The organism is Sporosarcina sp. NPDC096371, from assembly GCF_044762865.1.
Taxonomy (GTDB): domain Bacteria; phylum Bacillota; class Bacilli; order Bacillales_A; family Planococcaceae; genus Sporosarcina.
The window spans coordinates 100,047-122,153 of the sequence record NZ_JBIWFE010000004.1 but is presented as its reverse complement, the minus strand read 5'-3'; the positions used below and the strand labels follow the sequence as shown (position 1 = coordinate 122,153).

The window sequence follows — 22,107 nt, the reverse complement described above, 5'->3', positions numbered from 1 at the left end:
CTATTTACATGTTATTCTTTCAAACATGCATGTTACGCCGAAAAACTTCTTTTTCAGAAAAATTACCATAGACTAACTGTATGGGGATGTATTTTTCGGAAGGGGAGTTTATATGATCACATTTTTTAGCGCAATTGTACTGTTAGTTGTTGCATACTTTACGTATGGAAAATTCATTGAAAAGATTTTCGATCCTACGGATGCACGAAAAACGCCTGCATATGCCAATGCGGATGGTGTTGACTACGTACCAATGGGGAAACAAAAAAACGCGTTGATTCAGCTGTTAAATATCGCCGGAACAGGCCCGATTTTTGGTCCAATTATGGGGGCGCTATTTGGTCCTGTCGCGTTTTTATGGATTGTTTTTGGCGCAATATTTGCAGGAGCCGTGCATGACTATTTAACGGGCATGATCTCTATTCGCAATAAGGGTGCACATATTCCAGAATTAGCTGGAAAGTTCCTGGGTAACGTTTCCAAACATATTGTAAACGTTTTCGCACTTTTACTTCTTCTGTTAGTGGGAACTGTGTTTGTGACGACGCCAGCCTCTCTATTGGCGATCGTAATGAATGGTAAAGTAGCATTATGGATACTGATTACCGTTATTTTTGCTTATTATTTCTTATCTACTATTCTTCCGATTGATAAAATTATCGGTCGACTGTACCCTTATTTCGGTGCCGTCCTTTTGATTGGTACAGTTGGGGTTGGGGTGGCTTTACTATTCTCGGACTATACAATTCCAGAATTGACGCTAGCGAATTTACACCCAGATAATGTACCGATTTTCCCGATTCTGTTCTTTACGATTACATGTGGTGCATTATCAGGTTTCCACGCAACACAATCACCAATTATCTCTCGAACAACTCAAAAAGAATCACAAGGCCGTTATGTATTTTACGGCATGATGATCACAGAAGCAGTCATTGCGATGATTTGGGCTGCCGCGGCAATGAGTATGTTGGACGGACAAACGTTGAGTGAATTTATCAAGACAGGCACACCTTCTGCTGTCGTCAATGAAGTATCGATGACATTGTTAGGGGCTGTTGGTGGAACGATCGCGGTATTAGGAGCTGTCGTCCTGCCGATTACATCAGGCGATACAGCGTTCCGTGCTGCACGTTCCATCATTGCGGATTACTTGAAGGTTGACCAGAAAAAAGTGGTGAAACGTCTTATAATCGCTGTCCCTTTGTTTGCGCTATCTGCTTTGCTGACGCAAATCGACTTTAACCTATTGTGGAGATACTTCTCTTGGGCTAACCAAGCGACTGCAGCAATTGCCTTATGGATTGCGACCATGTACTTGTTTATCAAAGGGAAGAACTACTTTGTGGCGCTAGTACCGGCACTGTTTATCACCTATATGGTCTTTGTTTATATCTTGAACCAGAAGATTGGGTTTAACTTGGACTTACAACTGTCTTATATCCTTGGAATTGTGTTGACGGCTGTTTTGACCGTGATGTTCTTTGTGAAAGCGAAGAATAATAAGGCCAATAAGATTGAAACGGATGTAGTGGTGGGCGCCACAGTGGCGAAGAAAAGTAAGCTTGCTTGAGTGGATACAGCTTGTAGGGAAACGAAAGTGGTTTCCTTGCAAGCTTTTTTGCGGGTAAGATAGCAGAATAACGGTTAATAAGGGTATAGTTGAATAAAGGAGAGATACACATGGAAACACGAATTATAGAAGTTGAGGCATTTACGGTGAGGGGTTATGAATTAAAGGGGCCACTGTCTGAAATACCAGGTATCTGGGATGTGCTGAATGAGGAGATTGCTAAAAGCGGGATTGTCGCAGAAGAATCATTTGGACTTTGTTTGGCGATACAAGGTGGGGAAATACATTATCTCGCGGGCGTCAAATCGAATCTTGCTGAAGGGTTTCCGAATACAGAAGAAGCTGTGGTCCCAGCCGGAAAATTCATCGTCGCAAAGGTAGAGGGCGGAGTTTCCGAGATTTCTACGGCGTTTAATGCATTGCTGCAAATGGATGGTATTCGATTGCGTAATAGCTATGGTTTGGAGCGATATATTCATCCAAAGGGTTCCGAAGGTTATACGATTGAAGTTTGGATGCCGGTTGAGTGATGGAGTCTTAAATGAAGAAAGGGGAGAGATTTTGGCATTGGTCAAAGTCTCTTTTTTTTTCTTCTATTCGAGATTGACTTGCACCTAAGGGATAGGTTTATAGTTATTTAATAGGAGGGGTACTCATGCTGTCAATTGGAAAAACAGCGCATCTTGTCGGCATCACAGTGAAAGCCATTAAACATTATGAAGAGATAGGACTTATAAAGCCTGCTTTCGTTAATCAAGAGACGGGCTACCGCTTTTATTCGAAAATTGAGCAGCAACAACTAGTTCGGATCAGAACATTGAGGCGGTTTGGGGTATCGCTCTCCGATATTCTTGCTGAAGGAGACGAACGAATGGAGTCGCTGTTAGTAAAGAGGAGACAGCAAATTGAAATCGAAATGGACGATTTGTGTCAGACGGTGGAAGCGATTGAATGTTATTTAAACAAGGGGGAGATTCATATGGAAACGCGTATTGTTGAAATAGAAGAAATGACAGTAAAGGGCTACGGATTAGTAGGACCTGTTGCACAAATACCTGCTGAATGGGAAAAATTAAATGCGGAAATTGCCAATAAAGGTGTCGTCGTGGAAGAGTCTTTTGGTGTTTGTTTGAAAATGGAGGGGGAGGAAATTCACTATATCGCCGGTATCCAATCGCCCCTCGCTGAAGGTTTTGCGAATACCGAAGAGGTTGTCATTCCGGCAGGGAAATTCGTCGTTGCTACGGTGGAGGGGGGCATTCCTGGGATTCCAGCTACTTATGATGCCATCCTTAAAATGGAGGATATTCAACTGCGGGAGTGCTATGACTTTGAACGCTATGTCCACCCTGTGGGAGCGACGGAGGATGTCATTGAGATTTGGATGCCGATTGAGTGACTACGAGAAGAGATTTCGGGACAGCCCGATAATCTCTTCTTTTTGTTTGCCGAAATAGTTGGATAATAGTTGACAATCAGTCGTCGAAACTATCACGATGTATGGAAGGGGTGGTGGTATGGGGAATGAAAGAGATTTATAGGAAGACGACGATAGTGAGCTTTATTAGTGGCATCGGTGCGACAATATTTTGGGTTATATTTTATTTTTATGGCTATGAAGGCTTTACTGTAAATGGTGATACTTTAGTTGAAATCGGATTGTTTGCATTGATTACCATTGGTACTGGATTTTACTTTAAAAGCGCATATGAAAAATTAAACGATGAAACAATTAGTGATAGCGTATTGAACTTGGAGGATCTCCGTGAACTGAATTTTCAGCGAGTACCTTCTCTCTTGCCGAAAATGTATAACGTCGATTCGAATGGAAATCCGATATTTACAATTGAACCGGCTAAAGGGCGGCTAGCTAGGTGGCTTACGGTTTTTACGCTCTTTGAGAAGGGCTTTATCATTCCCGTGAACTACGATATTTTAGATAGAAGTGGACAGCGGATTGCATCATTTACAATACGAGATAACATAAAGCGTTACGAGCTATCGCTGAGGAAACTGGACGGCACATTAATGAATACTTACATTCAACATCTCTCGAAGTCTGCCCTTAAAAACCGGGGCGTTTTGTATCATGCGGATGGATCGACTTGGCGTGAAATTGAAGCGAAAAGCATGGCGGGCGACATTGATGTAAAGGATGAAGGCGGAAGGATGACAGCGTCGTATCGTTTTGGCATTTTTCCATATGCGATGAATCCTGCATTCGTCAGCACGGCACATCATGAACATGTGCGATTTGGAGCGCAAATTTCGATGGATGAAAAGCTTGCTTACACGATGATTTTCTTTTTATGGCTGAAGGAATAAAACTTTTCTTTTTCATATTGACTCTCACGTTACGTCATACTTTATTATTTGAAATGAAGGGAGGCCACGAGCAATGAAAGTGAAAGAAGTATCACAGTTAACCGGTGTCAGTGTGCGCACACTTCATCATTATGATGACATCGGATTGTTAACGCCGGATGATTTGACGGAGGCGTGCTACCGGCTTTATTCGGACGATAACTTGGCGACGTTACAGCAAATATTGTTCTTTCGCGCACTAGGCTTCCCTTTGAAAAAAATTAAGGAGTTGCTTGATAGTCCTTCATTTGATCGGCAGGAGGTTTTTGAAATGCAACGAGAAATGCTGATGGATAAGCGCAAGCAGCTCGATAGTATGATCGCGACGATAGAGAAGACAATCCAACAAGGAAAAGGGGGATACACAATGACGAACGAAGAGAAATTTAAAGGGTTTGATTTTAGCAAGAATCCTTATGAACAGGAAGCTAGAGAGCGTTGGGGTGACAAGGCGGTAAATGCATCGAATAAAAAAGCGGCGAAGTTCGGACCAGAGCTCGGTGAGGAAATGAATCGTATTTACTTTAAATTGGCGAGTCTGCGACATCTAGATCCCGCTTCGGTCGAAGCGCAAGCGGGAATTGAAGAATGGTATGATTTTTTGAATAAGATGGGTAACTATTCGTTGGAGGCGTTTGCAGGGCTTGGGCAGATGTATGTAGATGATGAACGGTTTACGAAGAATATTGATCAGTTTGGCGAGGGACTTGCGGTGTTTATGAGGGAAGCGATGGGGGTATATGCGGAGCAGGGGAAATAATAGCTATCCATTATATTTTTTGCTAAGGAATGTGGATTGGAATAATCCTTGCATGTATGAAAGAGTGTGATAAAAATGATAGCTTCCTGCCTCAATGCAGAAGGCTATCATTTTTTGTTGAAAAAAATAAGAATAGGCTACTCTAGACATTCACTCCTCCATAAACCCAATATGCTTCTTCACCTCCTGGGGATTTTCCCGCTTCAACGACACCAATAAAAAATTCAACTGCGACACATGTTGTAACAATTCGACAGGTGCATTATTGTTCGTTAGAAAGCCTTTAATTATGATTAGTTTTGTGCCAATAATGCCAATGCCGGTAATGTTGACAGTCAAAGTTTGACCGAATGATGTGAGCATGAGCCCGACTTCTTCGTTAGGGTTTAAATTGCGATTGTAGGCATTGACGGCTGCAACGACTTGGTTGGCGATTGCTGCAGCATCATTTTCCAAAATTGAAGTGGGTTGCGGGATTTCAGATAAATTGTTTGTCATCATAATCACTTCCTTTTTATTGGAATATAAATAGACACAAGTTTTTGAGACTGTTAGTATGTATATACCCTGATAGATATGGAATGAAAACATTTGAATGGAAGCATTGCATCATTAATTAGGAAGGTAGTTACTAAGCGCCGAAGAAGGTTTGAAGGAATCAGTTTGTAATGCCGGGTATTTTTTAATTCCTATTAAATATTTTCAAAAATATGAAACTCTTTGCTAGCGAAAGACGTATAATTAGTATAGAGATAATAAGTGTATGAACTGTCCGTAATGCCTGTTGTGAACTAGGTCTAGGGGCGTAGACAGTTTGCATCTATAGACGGTTTAGTTCGCTGGCCTGAAAGTGCATAATAGGTTTAATAGATTGCGGGGGTTGAGTGTCGTGGGAAAAACCATATATATTGTCTTAACGAATACGGGGACGTTGCTGTCGAAGGCGATTGGACTGTATACGCGGAAAGATTTGAATCACGCATCAATCGCATTTGATGAGCAATTGAATGAAGTGTACAGTTTCGGGCGGAAGCAACGTCATAATCCCTTTATAGGCGGCTTTGTGAAAGAGAATGTTGCCGAAGGAATCTTTCAAGATGCAGATTGTATGATTTTTAGTTGTGAAGTGAGTGAAGAGGAATATCATAGGATGCGCAAGAAAATCCGGCAGATTGAGCGCCGTAAAGAGCAGTATAGATATAATTTTATTGGTCTTTTTGGGGTTGCTTTGAATATCGGCATTCAGCGTGATCGCGCATTTTTCTGTTCGCAGTTCGTAGCGACCATTGTAGATGAAGGCGGCGTACGTATGTTTTCGATTAAGCCGAATATGGTACAGCCCCATCATTTTACGAAAGTCCCTTTTTTAATACAGGAGTTTGAAGGTAAATTACGCACTTATTTGCATAAGACAAGAGGGCAGCAGGAACGGAAACCGGTTCGCATTAGCATGTGGAAGAGTTTGGCGTTTCGTTTACTCGCTTAACATTCATAATCTACAAGAAAGCAACTTCTCCTATTTGGAAAAGGTTGCTTTTTTTATTGGCATAAAGGAATGATATAACTTACCTTATGTCGGGTATATTTGACATACGGCAGTAATGATTCGTATAATTTAGATAATGGGAGGTTTACCATGACGAAAAATTTGCGAATGAAGGTTGCGAGGGCGGCGAAGGATTTATCACAAAAGGATGTTGCTGAGGCGATTGGCATTACGAGACAAACGATGAATGCCATTGAGAATGGTGAGTATAATCCTTCGCTGAAATTATGTATAGCGGTATGTAAGGTGCTGGATAAAACATTGGATGAATTATTCTGGGAGGGATGAACATGCGGGGGGATCATTTTGATGAGTTTCAAGTGGCGAAAAGGCATCGGCTTGGACTACAATCCTTCATTTTGACGATAGTACTTATTTTGGCGAATGGCATTATAAAAATGACTTATATTTGGGCAGAACCATTGATGGAAATGTTGGTATTGCTTTATATTCCGGTGACGTACTTTACGGTAATGTCAATATGGAGAGGAGCGTATACGAGTAAAAAAGTAAAAAATCCAAATGTCTATATACCTATGTTTGGGCTTGTTGCGCTCTTCGGTTTGTTTGTCATTGTCCAATCCATATGGAGTGGTGTGTTTGTAATGGTAGAGGACGGCATGCTCGCCAATAGCTCTGGTATAGTATTTCAAACAACGTTTATGATATTGATCACGATTTCGATGATTATGCGGAGAGCTGCCGATTTTCGAATGCTGCGGGCGGAATCCTAAAAGACCTTAACCAATTTCGCAATTCCGGTGCAAACATGCGATAATAAGAAAAAAGAAGAAGTAAGGATGACGAAATGACAAAAACAATCGATTTACAAGTGAATGCAAAAAATATAGCTGATTTAAAGAAAGGCTATCCGTTAATTTTGAAGGAAGCGATTATTAATCCTACCGTTTTGACGCAAGAAGGCACGATTGTTCGTTTGGTGGACAGAGACCGTCGTTTTGTAGCGAAAGGCTATTATGGCAATCAAAACAAAGGGATTGGCTGGGTGTTGACACAAAAAGAAGAGGAAGCGATTGACTTCGATTTCTTCGAATCAAAAATTGCGAAGGCGCTTGAACGCCGAGAAGCTCTTTTTGCAGACCCTGACACGACAGCGTTCCGCGTGTTTAACGGAGAAGGCGATGGAATCGGTGGATTGTCAATCGATTACTTCGACGGCTTTTACATGGTGAGCTGGTATAGCCAGGGAATTTATTCACTAAAGCACCATGTCTACAGTGTGTTGGATAAAATCGTTGAGTACAAAGGAATCTACGAGAAAAAACGCTTCGATACGAAAGGCGAATACATCGAGCAGGATGATTTCGTTCGTGGTGAGCAAGGCGATTTCCCGATTATCGTGAAAGAGAATGGCATGAATTTTGCGGTTAACTTGAATGATGGCGCGATGACGGGTATTTTCTTGGATCAGCGTGATATGCGTCAGGCGGTTCGTGATAAGTATTCCGAAGGGAAAAATGTGTTAAATACATTCTCTTATACGGGTGCATTTTCGGTTGCGGCGGCACTTGGCGGCGCGATCAAGACGACGAGTGTCGATTTGGCGAAGCGTAGCATGGCGAAGACGATTGAGCAGTTCAGTGTGAATGGCATTGATTATGAGCAGCAGGATATTAAAGTAATGGACGTATTTGAATACTTCCGTTATGCGAAGCGTAAGGAATTGAAGTTTGACCTTGTCATACTTGACCCACCGAGCTTTGCACGTACGAAGAAGTATTCGTTTAGTACGGCGAAGGATTATCCGGCATTGCTCAAGGATGCGATTGCAATCACAGAGAAAAATGGTGTGATTGTTGCTTCAACGAACAATTCGAGCTTTGGGATGAAGAAGTTCAAAACGTTTATTGAAGAGGCCTTCAAGGATTCAGGTTCTTCGTTTAAGATTCTCGAGGAATCTTCATTGCCAAGAGATTTCCGTACGAATCGAGATTATCCAGAGTTTAATTATTTAAAAGTGGTTGTTATTCAGAAGTTGAAATAAATATCGGAAGCCGCACCCGGGAATACTGGGTGCGGCTTTTTGTTGTCTAGGAAATTATAAAATCTCGAACTGTGGATAAGTTATGACGTATAGATTTTGCGTCTAGGCTCCAGCGCCTAGCCCCTCGAGTCGCTTGGGCCTACAGGATGTAGGTCATGCAGTGGGGAAGGATTGGACTGCATCCTTCCTTGTTGCCACAGGACGTGGCGTTTTTAGACTGCCATCCCCCTTGCTGATAAAGGCAAAGGGCGCCTTTATCTTCAAGCCTTCCAGCGCTAGTCGGGGCTAAACAGGCGCTTGCGCTTTTGTGCTACGATTATAGACTTTGAAGTTCCGCATTCAACTTCTTCGCTTGATTTCTAAAGTAAAGATAGAAAGCAGTCCAGAAAATTGAATAGACGATGATGAATAGGCCTAATGTAAGTAAAAAGCTTTTTAGGGTAAATGGAACCCATCCGATGCCGAATGCTAGGATGAAGTACAGAATAACAACCGTTATAAAATGAAGCCCAGTCTGTTGGGTGAGGCGCAAATTCGCATTTTCAAAATAAAGTGGACTTACCGTGAAAAACCAGCCACAGAAAATGGAGCCGAGTGAGTTTTTTAAGAACAATTGTCCGTCTAGTACTTCCTGCTGACCAAAGTAAACGACTGAATTTGTTAGGATGACGGCAAGAAATGCGCCGAAGAAGATACCAATCATACTTCGGAATAAAAAGGTTTTCATTCGTTCCTCCTCCTGTTCATTTTCAACGATTCTTTAATCGTATTGACGTAAGTTCGGGAGACGTATTCCTTCGCACTCGATTTAAAATAGACACAGAGCGTCCCGTTAAAAGACGCTTCAAAACGACTCATTTCGTGAAGATTGGCGATAACAGATTTAGAAAGTCTGATGAATTTATTGGAAGGGAGGATTTCCTCTAGTTCGTATAGTTTTTCCTTTAATTTAAATGAACCATTAGCTGTGACGGCAACAACACCATCTTTTTCCGTGTGAAAATAATGAATGTCGTCAGGTTTTAAAATATGCTGCATTTCCCCATCTTTTCCGACGAGGAACTCCGTTTCCCTTCCCTTTATGAAATCAAGAATCTCTTGAACGGAATGATCCAATTCCGGGGATTCAATCGTCACTTTTGTTTCTTTATAATCGCTATCGATGTTCAATGACACTTTCATTCCAAGACCCCCTTAGACAATAGTGTATACAATTAATCTACTATTGTCTCGGAGTAGTCCGTTAACTCAGTCTTTTATTTGTGAAGCGGATGACAACTAATGCGACCAGTACTAAACCGAAAATGTAACCGATGGAGAGGAGTGTGCTGTTATCAAACGTAAGTTGCCCATTCCAAACCGCGATGAAAAGGTTGTTCATATGGTAGAGCGGGTTCGCATCAGCGATAATTTGTACGAATTTCGGCATCAGGGCAATCGGCATCGTGAAGCCACCTGTAATCATGACGACTTGGAAAATGACGATGGAAAAGACGAGTGCGGCATTCATGCTTTTGAATAATGAATAGATAGCCGAAGAAATAACGAGCAGTACAGCATTCAGTAAGATGAAAAATCCGTAGGCGCTTAGAAAGCGAACTGGCTGGAACGACAGGTCATAAGCGATCATTCCGATGAAATAGACAAGGAAAAATCCAATACTTGTAATGATGATGGACTTCAAGATGGCTGACAGCAATAACATCTTTTTTGGAACAGGGGAAAGATTGATGCGTTTTTCTATCCCGATTGTACGGTTCATCACTTGATCGAAACCGAATGCGAAAAAGATGACACCGAATGTGATTAGTAAGATGAATGACGGAGTGTACGTTTCTGCATAACTTAAATTCCCTGCATATGTCTGATCCCCGAACAATTGCCCCATGAAAAGATATGTGACCGGCGGAACGATAATCGTGAAGACCAAGTAAAACAATTCCCTTGAGAACATGAGTAAGTCGTATTTCAATTGTGTCGCTAACATATATACTCCCCCTTAAATGGATACTTTCGTAAGATAAAAATCATTGATGGATTTGTAGCCTGATGCCAAAATACTTTCAGTCGTATCAAATTGTTCATTCACACCATTATTGATGAGCATGACTTTATCGCAATACAATTCGATTTCATCCATATTATGTGTCGTTAAGATGACCGTGCCGCCTGTGCGATTGTTGTAATCCGTAATGTACGACCAAAGGATATTGCGCATATGGGGATCCAAACCGGTCGTCGGCTCATCTAGGATAAGAAGCTTCGGTTGCGATAAAAAGGCAATTGCCAGGCTGACAATCTGTTTCCATCCGCCTGAAAGCTTATCGAAGTACGTTTTGCGATGCGGCGTCAATTTGAAATCTTCGATGATTGTTTTGATATCCAGCGGTGACTTGTAATAGGACTTGAATAATTTCAACAACTCTTCGACCTTCAATGTTTTATAAAACTGTGTCGGTTGTAGGACGACAGAAATTTGTTGTCGGATTTGTTCCATACGGGCTGTGGAAAGTGAATGGAGTTCTTCGTTAAACAGGACGACCGTTCCGGCATCGTATTGCTTGATCGTCATGAGGATTTCAAGGAACGTCGACTTACCCGCACCGTTTTTTCCAATAACCCCAATCACTTCTCCTTCCTTCGCTTGAAAGTTCAGCCCTTTTAATACGTTGTTTGTTCCATATGATTTTTTTAAATTGTTAACGTTGATGATGTTCATTGCAATCCCTCCGTGGAAGTTCTTTGTAACCAAAGTGTATGCCATTTTGATCCATCTGTAGTCGTGATTTCGGTGACTGGCATCGATTGATAGGTGACTTGCGGAAAAGGACGGCTGAAATGCATTTGATTTTTAATGGGTTTCGAAGGACATCGTTGTTTTGGCGGAGAATAAGTAGTAAAGGGGTGTCAGAGATGCATTCATTGAAGCCAAAAAAGCGGAGCAAGTTGCGTATTTTTCTTGGGAAGAAAGTGTATCGGTTGAAGCGCTATTCGGAATGGTACATAGATGGCAAGAAATATGCCACGAAGCGGGCAGAGGAGAAGTTGAATCATGTCATTTTTAAACATCGAACGCCACTTCTCCGCCAATTGAAAGACGTGGATATGGAGTTGCAAAGAAATAAAATCATCAACTTAAAGATTGCGGCGAAAAGATTGAATGGAATTGTACTTCATCCTGGTGAGACGTTTTCTTATTGGCGTTTGATTGGCAGTACGACGAAGCGGAAGGGTTATGTTGACGGGATGATTTTGCATTATGGGAAAGTGACGACAGGGATTGGCGGTGGCTTATGTCAGTTGTCGAATTTGATATATTGGATGACCATCCATACGCCGCTGACAGTTACCGAGCGTTATCGTCATAGTTACGATGTGTTCCCCGATTCGAAACGGAATCAGCCATTTGGCAGTGGTGCTACATGTGCGTATAACTATTTGGATTTACAAATAAAGAACGAAACAACAGAGTCATACCAGCTCGTTATTTATTTGACGAACACTTCGCTCGTTGGTGAATGGCGTGCAGCCAGGACTGCAAATCGAACGTATAAAGTATATGAGAAGGATCATAGTTTTTCGCTAGAACTGTGGGGTGGCTATGTGCGTCATAATTCGATCTACAGAGAAGTGTATAACATGAATGGTGAACAGATTGATGATGAATTTATCACAGAAAATCATGCCATTACGATGTATGAGCCATTTTTGTCCTATGAGGAATGAAGGTAGGGTTTTATGCAATATATCGAGTTCGGTGTGGGGAATACATGGTGGTTAAGGACAGAAACAGAACTAGAGGATGGTACAGAATTTGGGGGAATAGGTATTGTGGGACCGCTGAAAATCCGTTCGGTCTATATGCGAGTATGGATTTTTAAAACGGTTTGCATAGTGGATGCAAACCGTTTTAAGCGAATGAAGAAAGACCGTAATACATTCAAGTTGATTTTCGGTTTAGTGAGTACATAATTTCGTGTTTTAAGGAAAAGGAGTGAATGGCATGTTGTTACAACAAGAGAAGTTGCTTGTTCGAGAATTGGAATTGAATGATAAATATCTGCTCGCGAAATGGCTTTCAGATCCTGAAATTCTCCAGTATTACGAAGGGCGTGACAATCCATTTGATATGGAGAAGGTAGAGGAGAAGTTTTTCAGGGAAGAAGACGGTGCTACACGCTGTCTGATTGAATTCGATGGCGAGCCCATCGGCTATATTCAGTTTTATGAAGTTGAAGCAGAAGAGAGGGTTACATATGGCTTCGATGATTCAACGGAATCCATTTATGGAATGGATCAATTCATCGGTGAATCGGACTACTGGAATAAAGGGGTTGGAACATTACTTGTCCGTTCAATGGTGAAATACTTAATTGAAGAAATAGGGGCGGATCGTATTGTCATGGATCCGCAAACGTGGAACGAGCGTGCGATTCGTTGTTATGAAAAGTGTGGATTTGAGAAAGTGAAATTGATGCAGGCGAATGAGTGGCATGAGGGCGAGTATCGGGATTGCTGGTTGATTGAATATCGAGGGAGGTAGGTTGGTGTATGAATAGAAATCGGTTGCAGCCATTAGAAGCTGCAAAAAGATTTATAGCAGACAAATTCCCGAACTGCCAAGCTGCGGTGATGGCTGGGAGTGTGGTCAGAGGGGAGCATACAGCCACTTCCGATTTAGACATCGTGGTTTTTGATGACAAGGTAGAATCGGCTTATCGTGAATCATTTATTGAGTATGGATGGCCAATAGAAGTGTTCGTACATAATTTCACTTCGTATAAGGACTTCTTCAAAGCGGACTGCGAAAGGGCCCGCCCTTCATTGCCACGGATGGTTTCGGAAGGAATTATTATCATCGACTCAGGAGTTGTTTGTGCAATAAAGGATGAGGCGAATGATTTGTTGAAAACAGGTCCTGTTATGTGGGACAAGGATACGCTTGCAACGAGGCGGTATATGCTGACTGACGTACTCGATGATCTGATTGGTTCAACCAATCGTGCAGAAGAACTTTTCATTGCGAATACGCTGGCTGTTAAAATCCATGAATTCGTTTTGCGGACAAATGGCAAGTGGGTTGGGGATTCGAAATGGGTTGTACGGGCTTTGAATCAATTCGATGAAGACTTTGCGCGGAGATTCGTGCAAGCGTTTGATGTGTTTTATAAAACTGGCGCTAAGGATGAAGTGATTGAGCTTGCAGATGAAGTGTTGAAACTGTATGGTGGTCGATTATTTGAGGGGTATTCCATGGGGAAAGGTGATCGCATATGACAAGTACATACGTTAATTGGGGCGGGCATAGGTTACAGCTAACATGGATGAGCAATCTTATGCCTAGTCGTGAATTGATCACGAGTGTGCACGGGATGTGTTTTTATCGCGGGGAGTTGATGATGGTCAATTTGAATGATCGTGGTTGGGACTTTCCAGGTGGACATATTGAGACTGGTGAAACGGCGGAATTGTGTTTCAGGCGTGAGGCGATGGAAGAAGGTTATGTAGAAGGGAATTGTAGACTGTTAGGTTCTATTGAAGTGGACCATAGTGAAAATTCGTTGTGGGATAGCTCCAGTCCTTATCCGAAAGTAGGGTATCAAGTATTTTATCGGATGGACATTAAGAAGTTATATCCATTTGAAGCTAGATTTGAGTCGTCCGCACGAACATTTATTCAACCTGAAGAGGCTGCGCATTATCATAAGGGGTGGAATACGATGTTTGATAAAATTATTCAGGAGGCCGAGGTGATGAAATGAACATTAGAAAATTAAATGAGCATGAGATTCCGCCCTTTGATCTCTTATTACTCGCAGATCCTTCGCGGGAGATGGTGGAGGAATATTTGGCAATTGGGGAATGCCGCGTCGCTGAAATAGCAAGTGAAATTGTCGGCGTTTATGTGCTTGCTAAGTTAGATAGTGAAACGATGGAGATTATGAATATCGCGGTGGATGAACGGATGCATGGCCGAGGCATTGGCAAGAAGCTAATTGGAGATGCAGTTCAAACTGCAAGACAACTCGGCTATCAATCGCTTGAAATTGGAACGGGCAATTCTAGCATAGGTCAGTTGGCGCTTTATCAGAAATGTGGGTTTCGCATGGAAGGTGTTATAAAAGATTTTTTCATAGATCACTATGACGAAGCGATCTATGAAAATGGTCTTCAATGTAGGGATATGATTCGGCTTGCGATGGAACTGTGACTTTGAGGTGGGTTCTATCTTGTTGATAAATATCGATAACAAAAAAGGAGAATCCATTCGCATGGATTCTCCTTTTTGTTATTCATCGCCTAAATCGACGTTGTGATACACCTGTTGAACATCTTCTAAATCGTCTAGTGCATCGATCATTTTTTCGAATTTTGCTTGTGCGTCGGCATCGAGTGTTACGTCGTTTTGTGCCAACATCGTTAGCTCAGCAACAGTAAATTCTGTAATCCCCACATTTTTGAATGCCTGTTGTACGACATGGAACTGGTCGGGTTCGGCGTAGACGATGACAGCTTCCTCTTCTTCCAGGATATCGCGAACTTCGACGTCCGCATCCATTAGTAGTTCAAGCACTTCGTCTGCTGATTTACCTTCAATGCCGATAACTGCTGTTGCATCGAACATATAGGAAACGGATCCGCTGACGCCCATATTTCCATTGTTTTTACCAAATGCAGCTCGTACTTCTGATGCAGTGCGGTTGACGTTGTTTGTCAGTGTATCAACAATGACCATGGAACCGTTCGGACCAAAGCCTTCATAGCGAAGTTCATCATAGTTTTCTTCACCGCCACCTTTTGCTTTTTCGATGGCGCGGTCGATGATGGCTTTCGGTACGCTATATGTTTTGGCGCGCTCAACGACGAACTTGAGTGCTTGATTGAGTTCTGGATCAGGCTCGCCTTGTTTCGCTACGACATAAATTTCGCGCCCGAATTTTGCATAAATACGGCTTGTATCCGCATCTCTTGACGCTTTCTTTTCTTTAATATTATTCCATTTGCGACCCATAGAATTTCACTCTCTTTCGATTGTGCATAGATTTACTAGTGTTATTATACAACAATTGTATGCTTGGAGACGAGTGTGACATTCAAAAAAATGGGCTAGTGGAAAATTATTATGGGCAGTTGCGCAGTTTTGTTGGTGCCATGTCAATCAATGTTTTCAGAGTAGAACGTGTTTTTTTAATGTCTGTGCTTCGAAAAAGGCTCCGAACAAGAATGAATAGAATTTTTGGGTATGTGGAAGGTTAAACCATATAGGGGATGTGTTTCCTGAAACGTCTGCGAACAATTTAGCTCGGCAATAGTTTAGTATTAAAGAATATGCATTAATAAATAGGATGGAGAGGAGAACAAGCGATATGCTGAAAAATATAGAATCATTCGATGACTTTAAGCGTACTGTTTACTTGTTCATATTACCCTTCGTCTTCATCGCGACTACGTTAACACTTTTCATGCAATTATTGAAACATGACTATACATTTGACTTTTATGCGAATGGTATGTTTATCGCAATTGCCTCGATGGGTTGGTTCCTGGCTCGTTGGAAACGAAGGTTGAAGCTGTTTGAATACTCGATTTTGATTTATTTGTTTATCTATCATTTATCAATGGTGTCCATCGAAGTATTCGATAGCATTGGTGCGGAAGGAGAGCGGACGTTAAGCACATTTGTTATTTGGACACCGCTTATTATTATGTTTACATTTGTGGTGTTGGAAAAGTGGCGGGCTCTTGCGGCTATCAGCCTATTGTTAGTCCTTTCAATGGTACCGGAGTTCCTGGTGTACGATCGACTGAGTGTGTCTATTAAAGCTTCACTGATCCATCTGCACATCTCGACGGCGATTTACATTATCATTCTCTTTTTCGCCAATCGCATGTTTGAAGCGCATGCAGAAACTAACGTCATACGGAGACAGTTGTATTTGGATGCGCTGACTCAAATCGGCAATCGTTATCAGATTGATAAGTGGATGGAGACGTCTATTGTGGAAGCTGATGAAGACGGCTGCTTTTCCATTCTATTTTTCGATATCGACCGATTTAAAAGTGTGAATGACCGCTTTGGCCATCAAATCGGTGATGATGTGTTGAAGAAGGCGGTTAGGATTGTGCAGGGGGAAATGAGGGAAGGGGAACTATTTGGCAGATGGGGAGGAGAAGAGTTCCTGGTTATTCTGCAAGTCCCGGTAAGTGTTGCTTATAGAGTAGCTGAGCGGTTGCGACAGGCGATTGAACAACATGATTTTGGTGAGGTTGGCCAAGTGACAGCTAGCTTTGGAGTGGCTAGTTATCAGCAAGGAGATACGTGTGAAACAATCCTTGTGAGGGCAGATGAGCGCCTGTATGTCTCCAAAGAGGAAGGTCGAAATCGTGTGACAGGAAAAATGTTGTCACAGAATGAAGAATAATCCTTTTTCTTCCGCTGTTCCTGCATTATACTGTAGATGAACGTTAATCTCTCAAAGAGAAAGGAACTAATCACATGGAACTTATTTATAAGGGCAAGACGAAGGACGTATATAAAGCGGACGGCAACAATGTCCTTCTGAAATTCAAAGACGATGTGACTGGCGAAGACGGCGTTTTTGATCCAGGTGCTAATACAGTTGGGTTATCGATTGAAGGAGCGGGGAAATCTGGTCTTCGGATGACGAAATTTTTCTTCGAGAAAATGGCAGAGAGAAATATTCCGACTCATTATGTTTCGGCTGATATTGACGAAGTATCGATGACGGTGAAATCTGCACAGACGTTTGGCAGAGGCCTTGAAGTAATTTGTAGATACCGTGCTGTCGGTAGTTTCTTGCGCAGATACGGCGCTTATTGTGAGGATGGACAATCTTTGGATGCATTTGTCGAAGTAACGTTGAAAGACGATGATCGCAAAGATCCACCAATTGCACAAGATGCACTTGCTCAACTTGGCATTTTGACAAAAGAAGAATATGCGACACTTGAAGCGTTGACAAAACAAATTTCAGGCGTTGTGAAAGAAGAGCTTGCGGCTAAAGGACTCGAGTTGTATGATATCAAACTCGAATTCGGACGTGATGGTGTAACAGGCGACGTGATGTTGATTGACGAAATTTCTGGTGGTAATATGCGCGTCTACCAAGACGGCGTTTATATTGCACCAATGGATCTTGAAAAATTAGTACTTGCATAAATAGGGAAACTGCTGTTGATTCCACGAAATGTGGGATTGGCAGCAGTTTTTGATTACTCTTTTTTATCGTCTGCTGACTTCCAAAGTGTGTACAATATCGTGATGATACTTACGATGATAACGGTCAGTTCAGGGAATATGTTGCCACCCAGATTAAGTTCGTCGGCAAGGGTGCCGCTTATGAGTCCGGTATTGAAAGCAATCGCTATGCAGGTGACAGAAAACATGTACAGTACATATTGGGCTAGAGCCAAGCCGTTTAGTTCTCCAAATAAAGACGATGCAAGCAAGTAAACCAATGACTAGCAAGCCGCCAATATTGGTCAAATAACCTTGTAAATCCTCCATCCAATCTCCTCCTAATAAAGGTAAGACGCGGGGATATGGAATAAGTTTCCGGACTCAATTATTTGAGTGTAGGACATGCTTTGTTAAGAAGAGATTTTGAGGAGGAATTATATTGACTAAACAGGTACTAGTATCCGTCATGCTAGCGGCACTTCTTATCGCTGGCGGATGTGGCAAAAGTAGCACCGCAAAGTTGCCAGTAAGTGGGGAGAACAATAAAGCAGTTGTTGCATCGATTATGAATACGGAAGGCAATCAGATTGGAGAAGCGAGTTTTACAGAAGCGGGCGATGGAGTGACCATTAGCATTCAGGCGGAGGGGTTACCGCCGGGTGTAAAAGGCATCCATATTCATGAAACTGGCGTCTGTACACCACCAGATTTCACATCGGCGGGAGGACATTTCAATCCGACGCATAAAGAGCATGGTTTTGACAATCCAAAAGGGTTCCACTTAGGTGACTTGCCGAATATTGAAGTCGATGCCGATGGCAAAGTAGAAGCCCAGGTAACAACAGCCGAATTTACAATGAAGCCGGGAGCTGCAAATTCAATTTTGGATAATGACGGCAGCGCACTTGTCATCCATGAAAAGGCAGACGACTACAAAACAGATCCATCGGGGAATTCGGGCGCCCGTATTGCTTGTGCAGCGGTTACAAAATAAGGTATCCATAGTAATTGTGCTAGCGCGCAAAGGCGGTGCCTCTGCGCGCAATAGCTATAAAACGCAGCCAAGTCATTTCGATAAAAAATTCTCCGTATAGTACGGTTGTAAACTTTCATTGAAAGAGACACCTGTGCCGAGATGGCTGTAACGATCCAATAGGATGTTTTCGCGGTGACCGGCAGAGTTCATGAGACCTTCGTGTGCAAAGATGCTGCTCGATTGGCCGTACGCTAGATTTTCGCCAGCGCTGCGGTATTTCACGCCGTCATCATCCATTCGGTCGAATGGGGACTTCCCTTGTTGGTTCTGATGGCTAAAATAATTGTTGTCTGCCATGTCGATACTATGATTTCGAGCTGTTTCCGCGACATCAGCCTCCCACTTGAGGGCGGATAGTCCGTGGCGGACGCGGGCGGCATTTGTTAAGTCGAAAAGTTGTTGTTCGAATCCGTTGCGCAATTGTGCATCACCGCCGGCATAAATGCCGGTTTTTTTCTGTTCTAATTTAGTAGAAATCAGTTGAATGGCCGTCACTGTATCATTTTGATGCAAATCATAAAAAACGTAGGTATACGTGTCACCTGATTGAAAAACGTCGAAGCCTTCCGTTTCCTGAAGCATATAGATATTTAAACCTTTGCGAATTTCTTTGATGGGTTCGCCGAATGTTTCGCGCACCGCCGTTTTCGAAGAGCCATACTTGATACCGGAAGTCGATGAGATCAGATCATCGTTCGTGTAAATCGCGTTCACTTGTTTTTTTTCATCGAATGAAACCATGACGAAATTTTGATAGCTGTTGTGATACGTGAACCATTCAGTACCGTATTCGTTCATGGAATGACTTTTGGGCTCACCGAGCTGAGCTGTTACTTGTGCTTCCGAACTACCCAGTTCGATGTTGTGAATGGAGAGTTGTGTTTTCACTGGTTTATCTAACTGCGGTTTGTCTACTAACGGAGCAGTTTCTTCCGTTGCTGATAATTTGGAAGTTAGGTACAAGACAGCCTTGTCTGCGGTGTCAGCAATGTAGCGGATTGCGGTGTCTACAGATTCTTTATTCAAAAGGGTACCGACTTTTTCATCGACGGGTTCAAGAAAAGAGATGTCGACATAGCGTGAGACCGGTTCTTCCCATAATGGTTTTGCGAGATAAAGTGCTGCGATGAATAGGATGAAAAAGAAAAATCGTTTCATGGAATCGCCTCCTATCTGTTATTGTAACCTGCTAGTAGATATTGAATACAGCGAGAACCATGTTGTTGGAAGTAATTACATGATCTTGAAGGAGTAAAAGTCCCCCATTTCCAGTACCCACTAAAAAACGGTATACTGGTAGCACAATAGATGATCGGAGTTTGGATGGTATGACTTTATCGAAAAAAATGATCAATGCACAAGTGATGGAAACGAATGTTGATGTATTTAGATGCCCGATTTGTTTGTCGGAGATGGTTATGATGGATGGGTCACGGCTTGTTTGCGCGGACAATCACTCATTTGATTTGTCGAAGAATGGGTATGTGAACTTGGCTCCCCAGGCGCATGTGACGAAGTACGATCAAGCGTTGTTTGAAGCGAGGAAAACCGTCATGAACAGTGGTTTTTTTGACGGGGTTCTGGAATCGATTGTCAAAACTATGGAAGCGCAGGAACATGCTGTCATTCTTGATGCGGGTTGCGGGGGAGGTACACATTTGTCTACTATCCTCTCGCGATTGACGGGGGACGTGACAGGTGTTGGTATCGATCTAGCGAAAGAAGGTATCACGGCAGCTGCAAAAGAGTATCCGGGAGCGATTTGGAGTGTGGCTGACTTGGCTAATTGTCCTTTTCAAACGGAGAAGTTCGATACAATCCTCAACATTCTATCCCCTGCGAATTATGCAGAGTTTACACGTTTGTTAAAACCAGGGGGATTGTTTGTCAAAGCAGTACCGGAAAGTGGATATTTAAAAGAATTGAGAGACATTTTTTATGAGGACAAAGGGCAGAAAGAGGATGCGGATCCAGTGGCGCGAGTCGCGGACCATTTTGATGAAGTTAACACAGAGAGGATCACCTATACATTCCCGCTTGCTGCTGAACTTCTTGCGCCGCTCATTCAGATGACGCCGCTGACGTGGGGTGCGAGTGCGGACAAAGTTGAAAAAGCATTGCAGATGGGGATACCGACGATAACGATTGATTTCACCATTATTACCGGTGTGAAGAGGGAGGAGTCGGGACTATGTTTGGTGGAGTAAGTAGTATACCAAGCTGGTTTTATATAGTTGCGATTGCGGTTATTGTGCTGATTGTCATTTTTACAGAATGGAAGACGCGTTGAGGGGGCTGTACGATGAAGAAAAAGGTCGATAAGCGGCAAAAGCCTAAACTGTCCGCAGAACACCGACAGATACGGATGGACGAGCTGTGGGACAATGAAGGGTATGTTGAGAAAGTCCGACTGGACGGCGGCGTGATGACGGTGGCGGAAGACGAGCGATTGTCTTTTGACGATGTCATCTTCAAAGACGTATCATTTGCAGGAAGCGAATTACAAGCAGCAGAATTCGTAGATGTTGTGTTTGATCGTTGCGATTTGTCTAATGTCAATTTTCAAAATGCAACGTTCCACAGATGTGAAGTCGTCAATTCAAAACTGACGGGGACAGATTTTGCAAATGCCAAGGTTAGTCATACGCTATTCGATGAATGCGATGGGCGTTACATCAATTTCAGCTTTTCTGGAATGAAGGAAGTGGAGTTTAGGAATTGTAATTTAGTCGATGGTGATCTATATGAATGCGCATTTAAAGAGGTGCGCTTCAAAATGTGTAAGATGGATAATATGAATTTATCCGAAACGGACTTGAATGGAATTGATTTATCGGATAGTACATATGACAGAATTGAAGTGACGCTACCGAAAATGGCAGGATGCATCGTGTCAAAAGAGCAGGCGATTGGTTTTGCTCGTGTACTCGGATTATCGGTGAAAGAAGAATAATGGTATACTTAAACGACATTAGAGTGGAAAAGAGTGAACAAATATGCTGACATTTGAACAGAAACAAACAATTATCGAATCTTACCCAGAACTAACACGAAAAGACGTGTCTTTGAAACGCGTGAATTATCATTACGAAGAAAGTCTACACGACAAAACGGTTGTCGTTCAGCATCTTCATCCAAATGGCAATGGCTTCGTCTATGTAGCGGGAATCCCAGGGTATGACGCGGATGATCGTGGTCTTGTTAACATCCGTGAAGCAACGGAAGAAGAGTTGCGCAAAACGATTACGGATTCCATCCAAGCGCTATCGCAGGGGGAAGCAGAAGAACAGGCTGTTGAACAGCACTGGGTGAATGATGCAGGGGAAAAACTCGTGCTGATGGAAGAATTAGATGCATGGAATTTATATCATGGTTTGAACTTGGAGGATAGCTTCGGGGATTATGCAGAGGCTGTTGCTTATTTGAAAGAAGAGCGGTTCAAACAGGTGCAGGGGTGATGTAGTATGAAAGGTAAACATCTTGCTATCGGGCTTATCCTGTTCGTTATTTTAGGAAGTTTAGTTATTTATCTTACGATGACTGCAACGTTTAACAAAGATATGAATGGGATGGAATCAATCGTCTCGGCTATTGATGAAATGGATTATCGTTTATAGAAAA

The 22,107-nt window shown here is 42.5% G+C and carries 30 protein-coding genes; 23 read left to right on the top strand and 7 right to left on the bottom strand.

Annotated elements, in window-relative coordinates; translation table 11 throughout:
• The first annotated feature begins 112 nt into the window (after nucleotides 1–112).
• The 5 genes from ACIQ0H_RS12075 to ACIQ0H_RS12055 all read left to right on the top strand — a co-directional run bounded on the left by ACIQ0H_RS12075 (nucleotide 113) and on the right by ACIQ0H_RS12055 (nucleotide 4,697).
• Complete coding sequence (locus ACIQ0H_RS12075) at nucleotides 113–1,573, top strand: carbon starvation CstA family protein (protein ID WP_403414865.1); 1,461 nt, start codon at nucleotides 113–115, stop codon at nucleotides 1,571–1,573.
• Nucleotides 1,574–1,683: 110 nt separating this feature from the next.
• Nucleotides 1,684–2,103, top strand: a complete 420-nt coding sequence (locus tag ACIQ0H_RS12070) for a GyrI-like domain-containing protein (protein ID WP_403414863.1) — start codon at nucleotides 1,684–1,686, stop codon at nucleotides 2,101–2,103.
• Between the two features lie 125 nt (nucleotides 2,104–2,228).
• Nucleotides 2,229–2,972: a GyrI-like domain-containing protein gene (locus ACIQ0H_RS12065; RefSeq protein ID WP_403414860.1), complete on the top strand. Its 744-nt coding sequence runs from the start codon at nucleotides 2,229–2,231 to the stop codon at nucleotides 2,970–2,972.
• 125 nt (nucleotides 2,973–3,097) lie between these two features.
• Complete coding sequence (locus ACIQ0H_RS12060) at nucleotides 3,098–3,898, top strand: hypothetical protein (RefSeq protein ID WP_403414857.1); 801 nt, start codon at nucleotides 3,098–3,100, stop codon at nucleotides 3,896–3,898.
• A gap of 73 nt (nucleotides 3,899–3,971) precedes the next feature.
• A complete protein-coding gene (locus ACIQ0H_RS12055; RefSeq protein ID WP_403414855.1) occupies nucleotides 3,972–4,697 on the top strand; it encodes a MerR family transcriptional regulator in 726 nt (241 codons plus the stop codon).
• Nucleotides 4,698–4,847: 150 nt separating this feature from the next.
• On the opposite strand, the gene ACIQ0H_RS12050 is transcribed toward ACIQ0H_RS12055, so the two are convergent.
• Nucleotides 4,848–5,195 (bottom strand): DUF6173 family protein, encoded by a 348-nt coding sequence (locus ACIQ0H_RS12050; protein ID WP_403414852.1) that lies wholly within the window; start codon nucleotides 5,193–5,195, stop codon nucleotides 4,848–4,850.
• 391 nt (nucleotides 5,196–5,586) lie between these two features.
• Between ACIQ0H_RS12050 and ACIQ0H_RS12045 the strand changes: the two genes are divergently transcribed.
• The 4 genes from ACIQ0H_RS12045 (at nucleotide 5,587) to ACIQ0H_RS12030 (ending at nucleotide 8,248) form a co-directional block, all read left to right on the top strand.
• Nucleotides 5,587–6,183, top strand: coding sequence for a hypothetical protein (locus ACIQ0H_RS12045; RefSeq protein ID WP_403414849.1), 597 nt, complete (start codon nucleotides 5,587–5,589; stop codon nucleotides 6,181–6,183).
• Between the two features lie 150 nt (nucleotides 6,184–6,333).
• A complete protein-coding gene (locus ACIQ0H_RS12040; protein WP_403414846.1) occupies nucleotides 6,334–6,531 on the top strand; it encodes a helix-turn-helix transcriptional regulator in 198 nt (65 codons plus the stop codon).
• Nucleotides 6,532–6,533: 2 nt separating this feature from the next.
• Complete coding sequence (locus ACIQ0H_RS12035) at nucleotides 6,534–6,977, top strand: hypothetical protein (protein WP_403414843.1); 444 nt, start codon at nucleotides 6,534–6,536, stop codon at nucleotides 6,975–6,977.
• Between the two features lie 74 nt (nucleotides 6,978–7,051).
• Nucleotides 7,052–8,248 carry a class I SAM-dependent rRNA methyltransferase gene (locus ACIQ0H_RS12030; RefSeq protein WP_403414840.1) on the top strand — a complete coding sequence of 399 codons (1,197 nt, stop codon included), beginning with the start codon at nucleotides 7,052–7,054 and terminating at the stop codon, nucleotides 8,246–8,248.
• Nucleotides 8,249–8,564: 316 nt separating this feature from the next.
• Here the strand turns inward: ACIQ0H_RS12030 and ACIQ0H_RS12025 are convergent, their stop codons facing one another.
• The 4 genes from ACIQ0H_RS12025 to ACIQ0H_RS12010 all read right to left on the bottom strand — a co-directional run bounded on the left by ACIQ0H_RS12025 (nucleotide 8,565) and on the right by ACIQ0H_RS12010 (nucleotide 10,967).
• Nucleotides 8,565–8,975, bottom strand: coding sequence for a DUF3021 domain-containing protein (locus tag ACIQ0H_RS12025; RefSeq protein ID WP_403414837.1), 411 nt, complete (start codon nucleotides 8,973–8,975; stop codon nucleotides 8,565–8,567).
• Complete coding sequence (locus tag ACIQ0H_RS12020; protein ID WP_403414835.1) at nucleotides 8,972–9,430, bottom strand: LytTR family DNA-binding domain-containing protein; 459 nt, start codon at nucleotides 9,428–9,430, stop codon at nucleotides 8,972–8,974. Before ACIQ0H_RS12020 ends, ACIQ0H_RS12025 begins: the two co-directional genes overlap by 4 nt.
• 61 nt (nucleotides 9,431–9,491) lie before the next feature.
• Nucleotides 9,492–10,235 (bottom strand): ABC transporter permease, encoded by a 744-nt coding sequence (locus ACIQ0H_RS12015; protein ID WP_403414832.1) that lies wholly within the window; start codon nucleotides 10,233–10,235, stop codon nucleotides 9,492–9,494.
• A gap of 12 nt (nucleotides 10,236–10,247) precedes the next feature.
• The gene (locus ACIQ0H_RS12010) at nucleotides 10,248–10,967 is read right to left on the bottom strand and encodes an ABC transporter ATP-binding protein (RefSeq protein ID WP_403414829.1); all 720 of its coding nucleotides are present in this window, start codon (nucleotides 10,965–10,967) and stop codon (nucleotides 10,248–10,250) included.
• Between the two features lie 194 nt (nucleotides 10,968–11,161).
• On the opposite strand from ACIQ0H_RS12010, the gene ACIQ0H_RS12005 reads away from it, so the two are divergent.
• Genes ACIQ0H_RS12005 through ACIQ0H_RS11980 form a run of 6 tightly spaced genes read left to right on the top strand, consistent with a single transcriptional unit; the run spans nucleotide 11,162 to nucleotide 14,459 of the window.
• Nucleotides 11,162–11,974 carry a VanW family protein gene (locus ACIQ0H_RS12005; protein ID WP_403414826.1) on the top strand — a complete coding sequence of 271 codons (813 nt, stop codon included), beginning with the start codon at nucleotides 11,162–11,164 and terminating at the stop codon, nucleotides 11,972–11,974.
• 12 nt (nucleotides 11,975–11,986) lie between these two features.
• A complete protein-coding gene (locus tag ACIQ0H_RS12000; RefSeq protein WP_403414824.1) occupies nucleotides 11,987–12,220 on the top strand; it encodes a DUF3977 family protein in 234 nt (77 codons plus the stop codon).
• A 31-nt stretch (nucleotides 12,221–12,251) separates the two neighbouring features.
• On the top strand, nucleotides 12,252–12,791 hold the full coding sequence (locus ACIQ0H_RS11995; RefSeq protein ID WP_403414821.1) for a GNAT family N-acetyltransferase: 540 nt from the start codon (nucleotides 12,252–12,254) through the stop codon (nucleotides 12,789–12,791).
• Between the two features lie 23 nt (nucleotides 12,792–12,814).
• Nucleotides 12,815–13,525, top strand: a complete 711-nt coding sequence (locus tag ACIQ0H_RS11990) for a nucleotidyltransferase domain-containing protein (RefSeq protein ID WP_403415711.1) — start codon at nucleotides 12,815–12,817, stop codon at nucleotides 13,523–13,525.
• Nucleotides 13,522–14,010, top strand: a complete 489-nt coding sequence (locus tag ACIQ0H_RS11985; protein ID WP_403414819.1) for an NUDIX hydrolase — start codon at nucleotides 13,522–13,524, stop codon at nucleotides 14,008–14,010. The genes ACIQ0H_RS11990 and ACIQ0H_RS11985 overlap by 4 nt, the downstream gene beginning before the upstream one ends.
• A complete protein-coding gene (locus ACIQ0H_RS11980) occupies nucleotides 14,007–14,459 on the top strand; it encodes a GNAT family N-acetyltransferase (RefSeq protein WP_403414817.1) in 453 nt (150 codons plus the stop codon). The genes ACIQ0H_RS11985 and ACIQ0H_RS11980 overlap by 4 nt, the downstream gene beginning before the upstream one ends.
• Before the next feature lie 78 nt (nucleotides 14,460–14,537).
• Here the strand turns inward: ACIQ0H_RS11980 and ACIQ0H_RS11975 are convergent, their stop codons facing one another.
• The gene (locus ACIQ0H_RS11975) at nucleotides 14,538–15,260 is read right to left on the bottom strand and encodes a YebC/PmpR family DNA-binding transcriptional regulator (RefSeq protein ID WP_403414814.1); all 723 of its coding nucleotides are present in this window, start codon (nucleotides 15,258–15,260) and stop codon (nucleotides 14,538–14,540) included.
• Between the two features lie 355 nt (nucleotides 15,261–15,615).
• Between ACIQ0H_RS11975 and ACIQ0H_RS11970 the strand changes: the two genes are divergently transcribed.
• The 4 genes from ACIQ0H_RS11970 to ACIQ0H_RS11955 all read left to right on the top strand — a co-directional run bounded on the left by ACIQ0H_RS11970 (nucleotide 15,616) and on the right by ACIQ0H_RS11955 (nucleotide 18,444).
• Nucleotides 15,616–16,671 carry a GGDEF domain-containing protein gene (locus ACIQ0H_RS11970; RefSeq protein WP_403414811.1) on the top strand — a complete coding sequence of 352 codons (1,056 nt, stop codon included), beginning with the start codon at nucleotides 15,616–15,618 and terminating at the stop codon, nucleotides 16,669–16,671.
• Nucleotides 16,672–16,745: 74 nt separating this feature from the next.
• A complete protein-coding gene (locus ACIQ0H_RS11965) occupies nucleotides 16,746–17,429 on the top strand; it encodes a phosphoribosylaminoimidazolesuccinocarboxamide synthase (protein ID WP_403414809.1) in 684 nt (227 codons plus the stop codon).
• Between the two features lie 15 nt (nucleotides 17,430–17,444).
• A complete protein-coding gene (locus tag ACIQ0H_RS11960; RefSeq protein ID WP_403414806.1) occupies nucleotides 17,445–17,723 on the top strand; it encodes a hypothetical protein in 279 nt (92 codons plus the stop codon).
• A gap of 166 nt (nucleotides 17,724–17,889) precedes the next feature.
• Nucleotides 17,890–18,444 (top strand): superoxide dismutase family protein, encoded by a 555-nt coding sequence (locus ACIQ0H_RS11955; RefSeq protein WP_403414804.1) that lies wholly within the window; start codon nucleotides 17,890–17,892, stop codon nucleotides 18,442–18,444.
• Between the two features lie 72 nt (nucleotides 18,445–18,516).
• Here the strand turns inward: ACIQ0H_RS11955 and ACIQ0H_RS11950 are convergent, their stop codons facing one another.
• Nucleotides 18,517–19,644, bottom strand: coding sequence for a CAP domain-containing protein (locus tag ACIQ0H_RS11950; protein ID WP_403414801.1), 1,128 nt, complete (start codon nucleotides 19,642–19,644; stop codon nucleotides 18,517–18,519).
• A gap of 170 nt (nucleotides 19,645–19,814) precedes the next feature.
• Between ACIQ0H_RS11950 and ACIQ0H_RS11945 the strand changes: the two genes are divergently transcribed.
• From ACIQ0H_RS11945 to ACIQ0H_RS11930, 4 genes are all read left to right on the top strand, one after another.
• Nucleotides 19,815–20,693, top strand: a complete 879-nt coding sequence (locus ACIQ0H_RS11945) for a putative RNA methyltransferase (protein WP_403414799.1) — start codon at nucleotides 19,815–19,817, stop codon at nucleotides 20,691–20,693.
• Nucleotides 20,694–20,788: 95 nt separating this feature from the next.
• On the top strand, nucleotides 20,789–21,439 hold the full coding sequence (locus ACIQ0H_RS11940) for a pentapeptide repeat-containing protein (protein ID WP_403414797.1): 651 nt from the start codon (nucleotides 20,789–20,791) through the stop codon (nucleotides 21,437–21,439).
• Between the two features lie 43 nt (nucleotides 21,440–21,482).
• Complete coding sequence (locus ACIQ0H_RS11935; protein WP_403414795.1) at nucleotides 21,483–21,944, top strand: hypothetical protein; 462 nt, start codon at nucleotides 21,483–21,485, stop codon at nucleotides 21,942–21,944.
• A gap of 6 nt (nucleotides 21,945–21,950) precedes the next feature.
• A complete protein-coding gene (locus ACIQ0H_RS11930; protein WP_403414792.1) occupies nucleotides 21,951–22,103 on the top strand; it encodes a hypothetical protein in 153 nt (50 codons plus the stop codon).
• Nucleotides 22,104–22,107 lie beyond the last annotated feature (4 nt).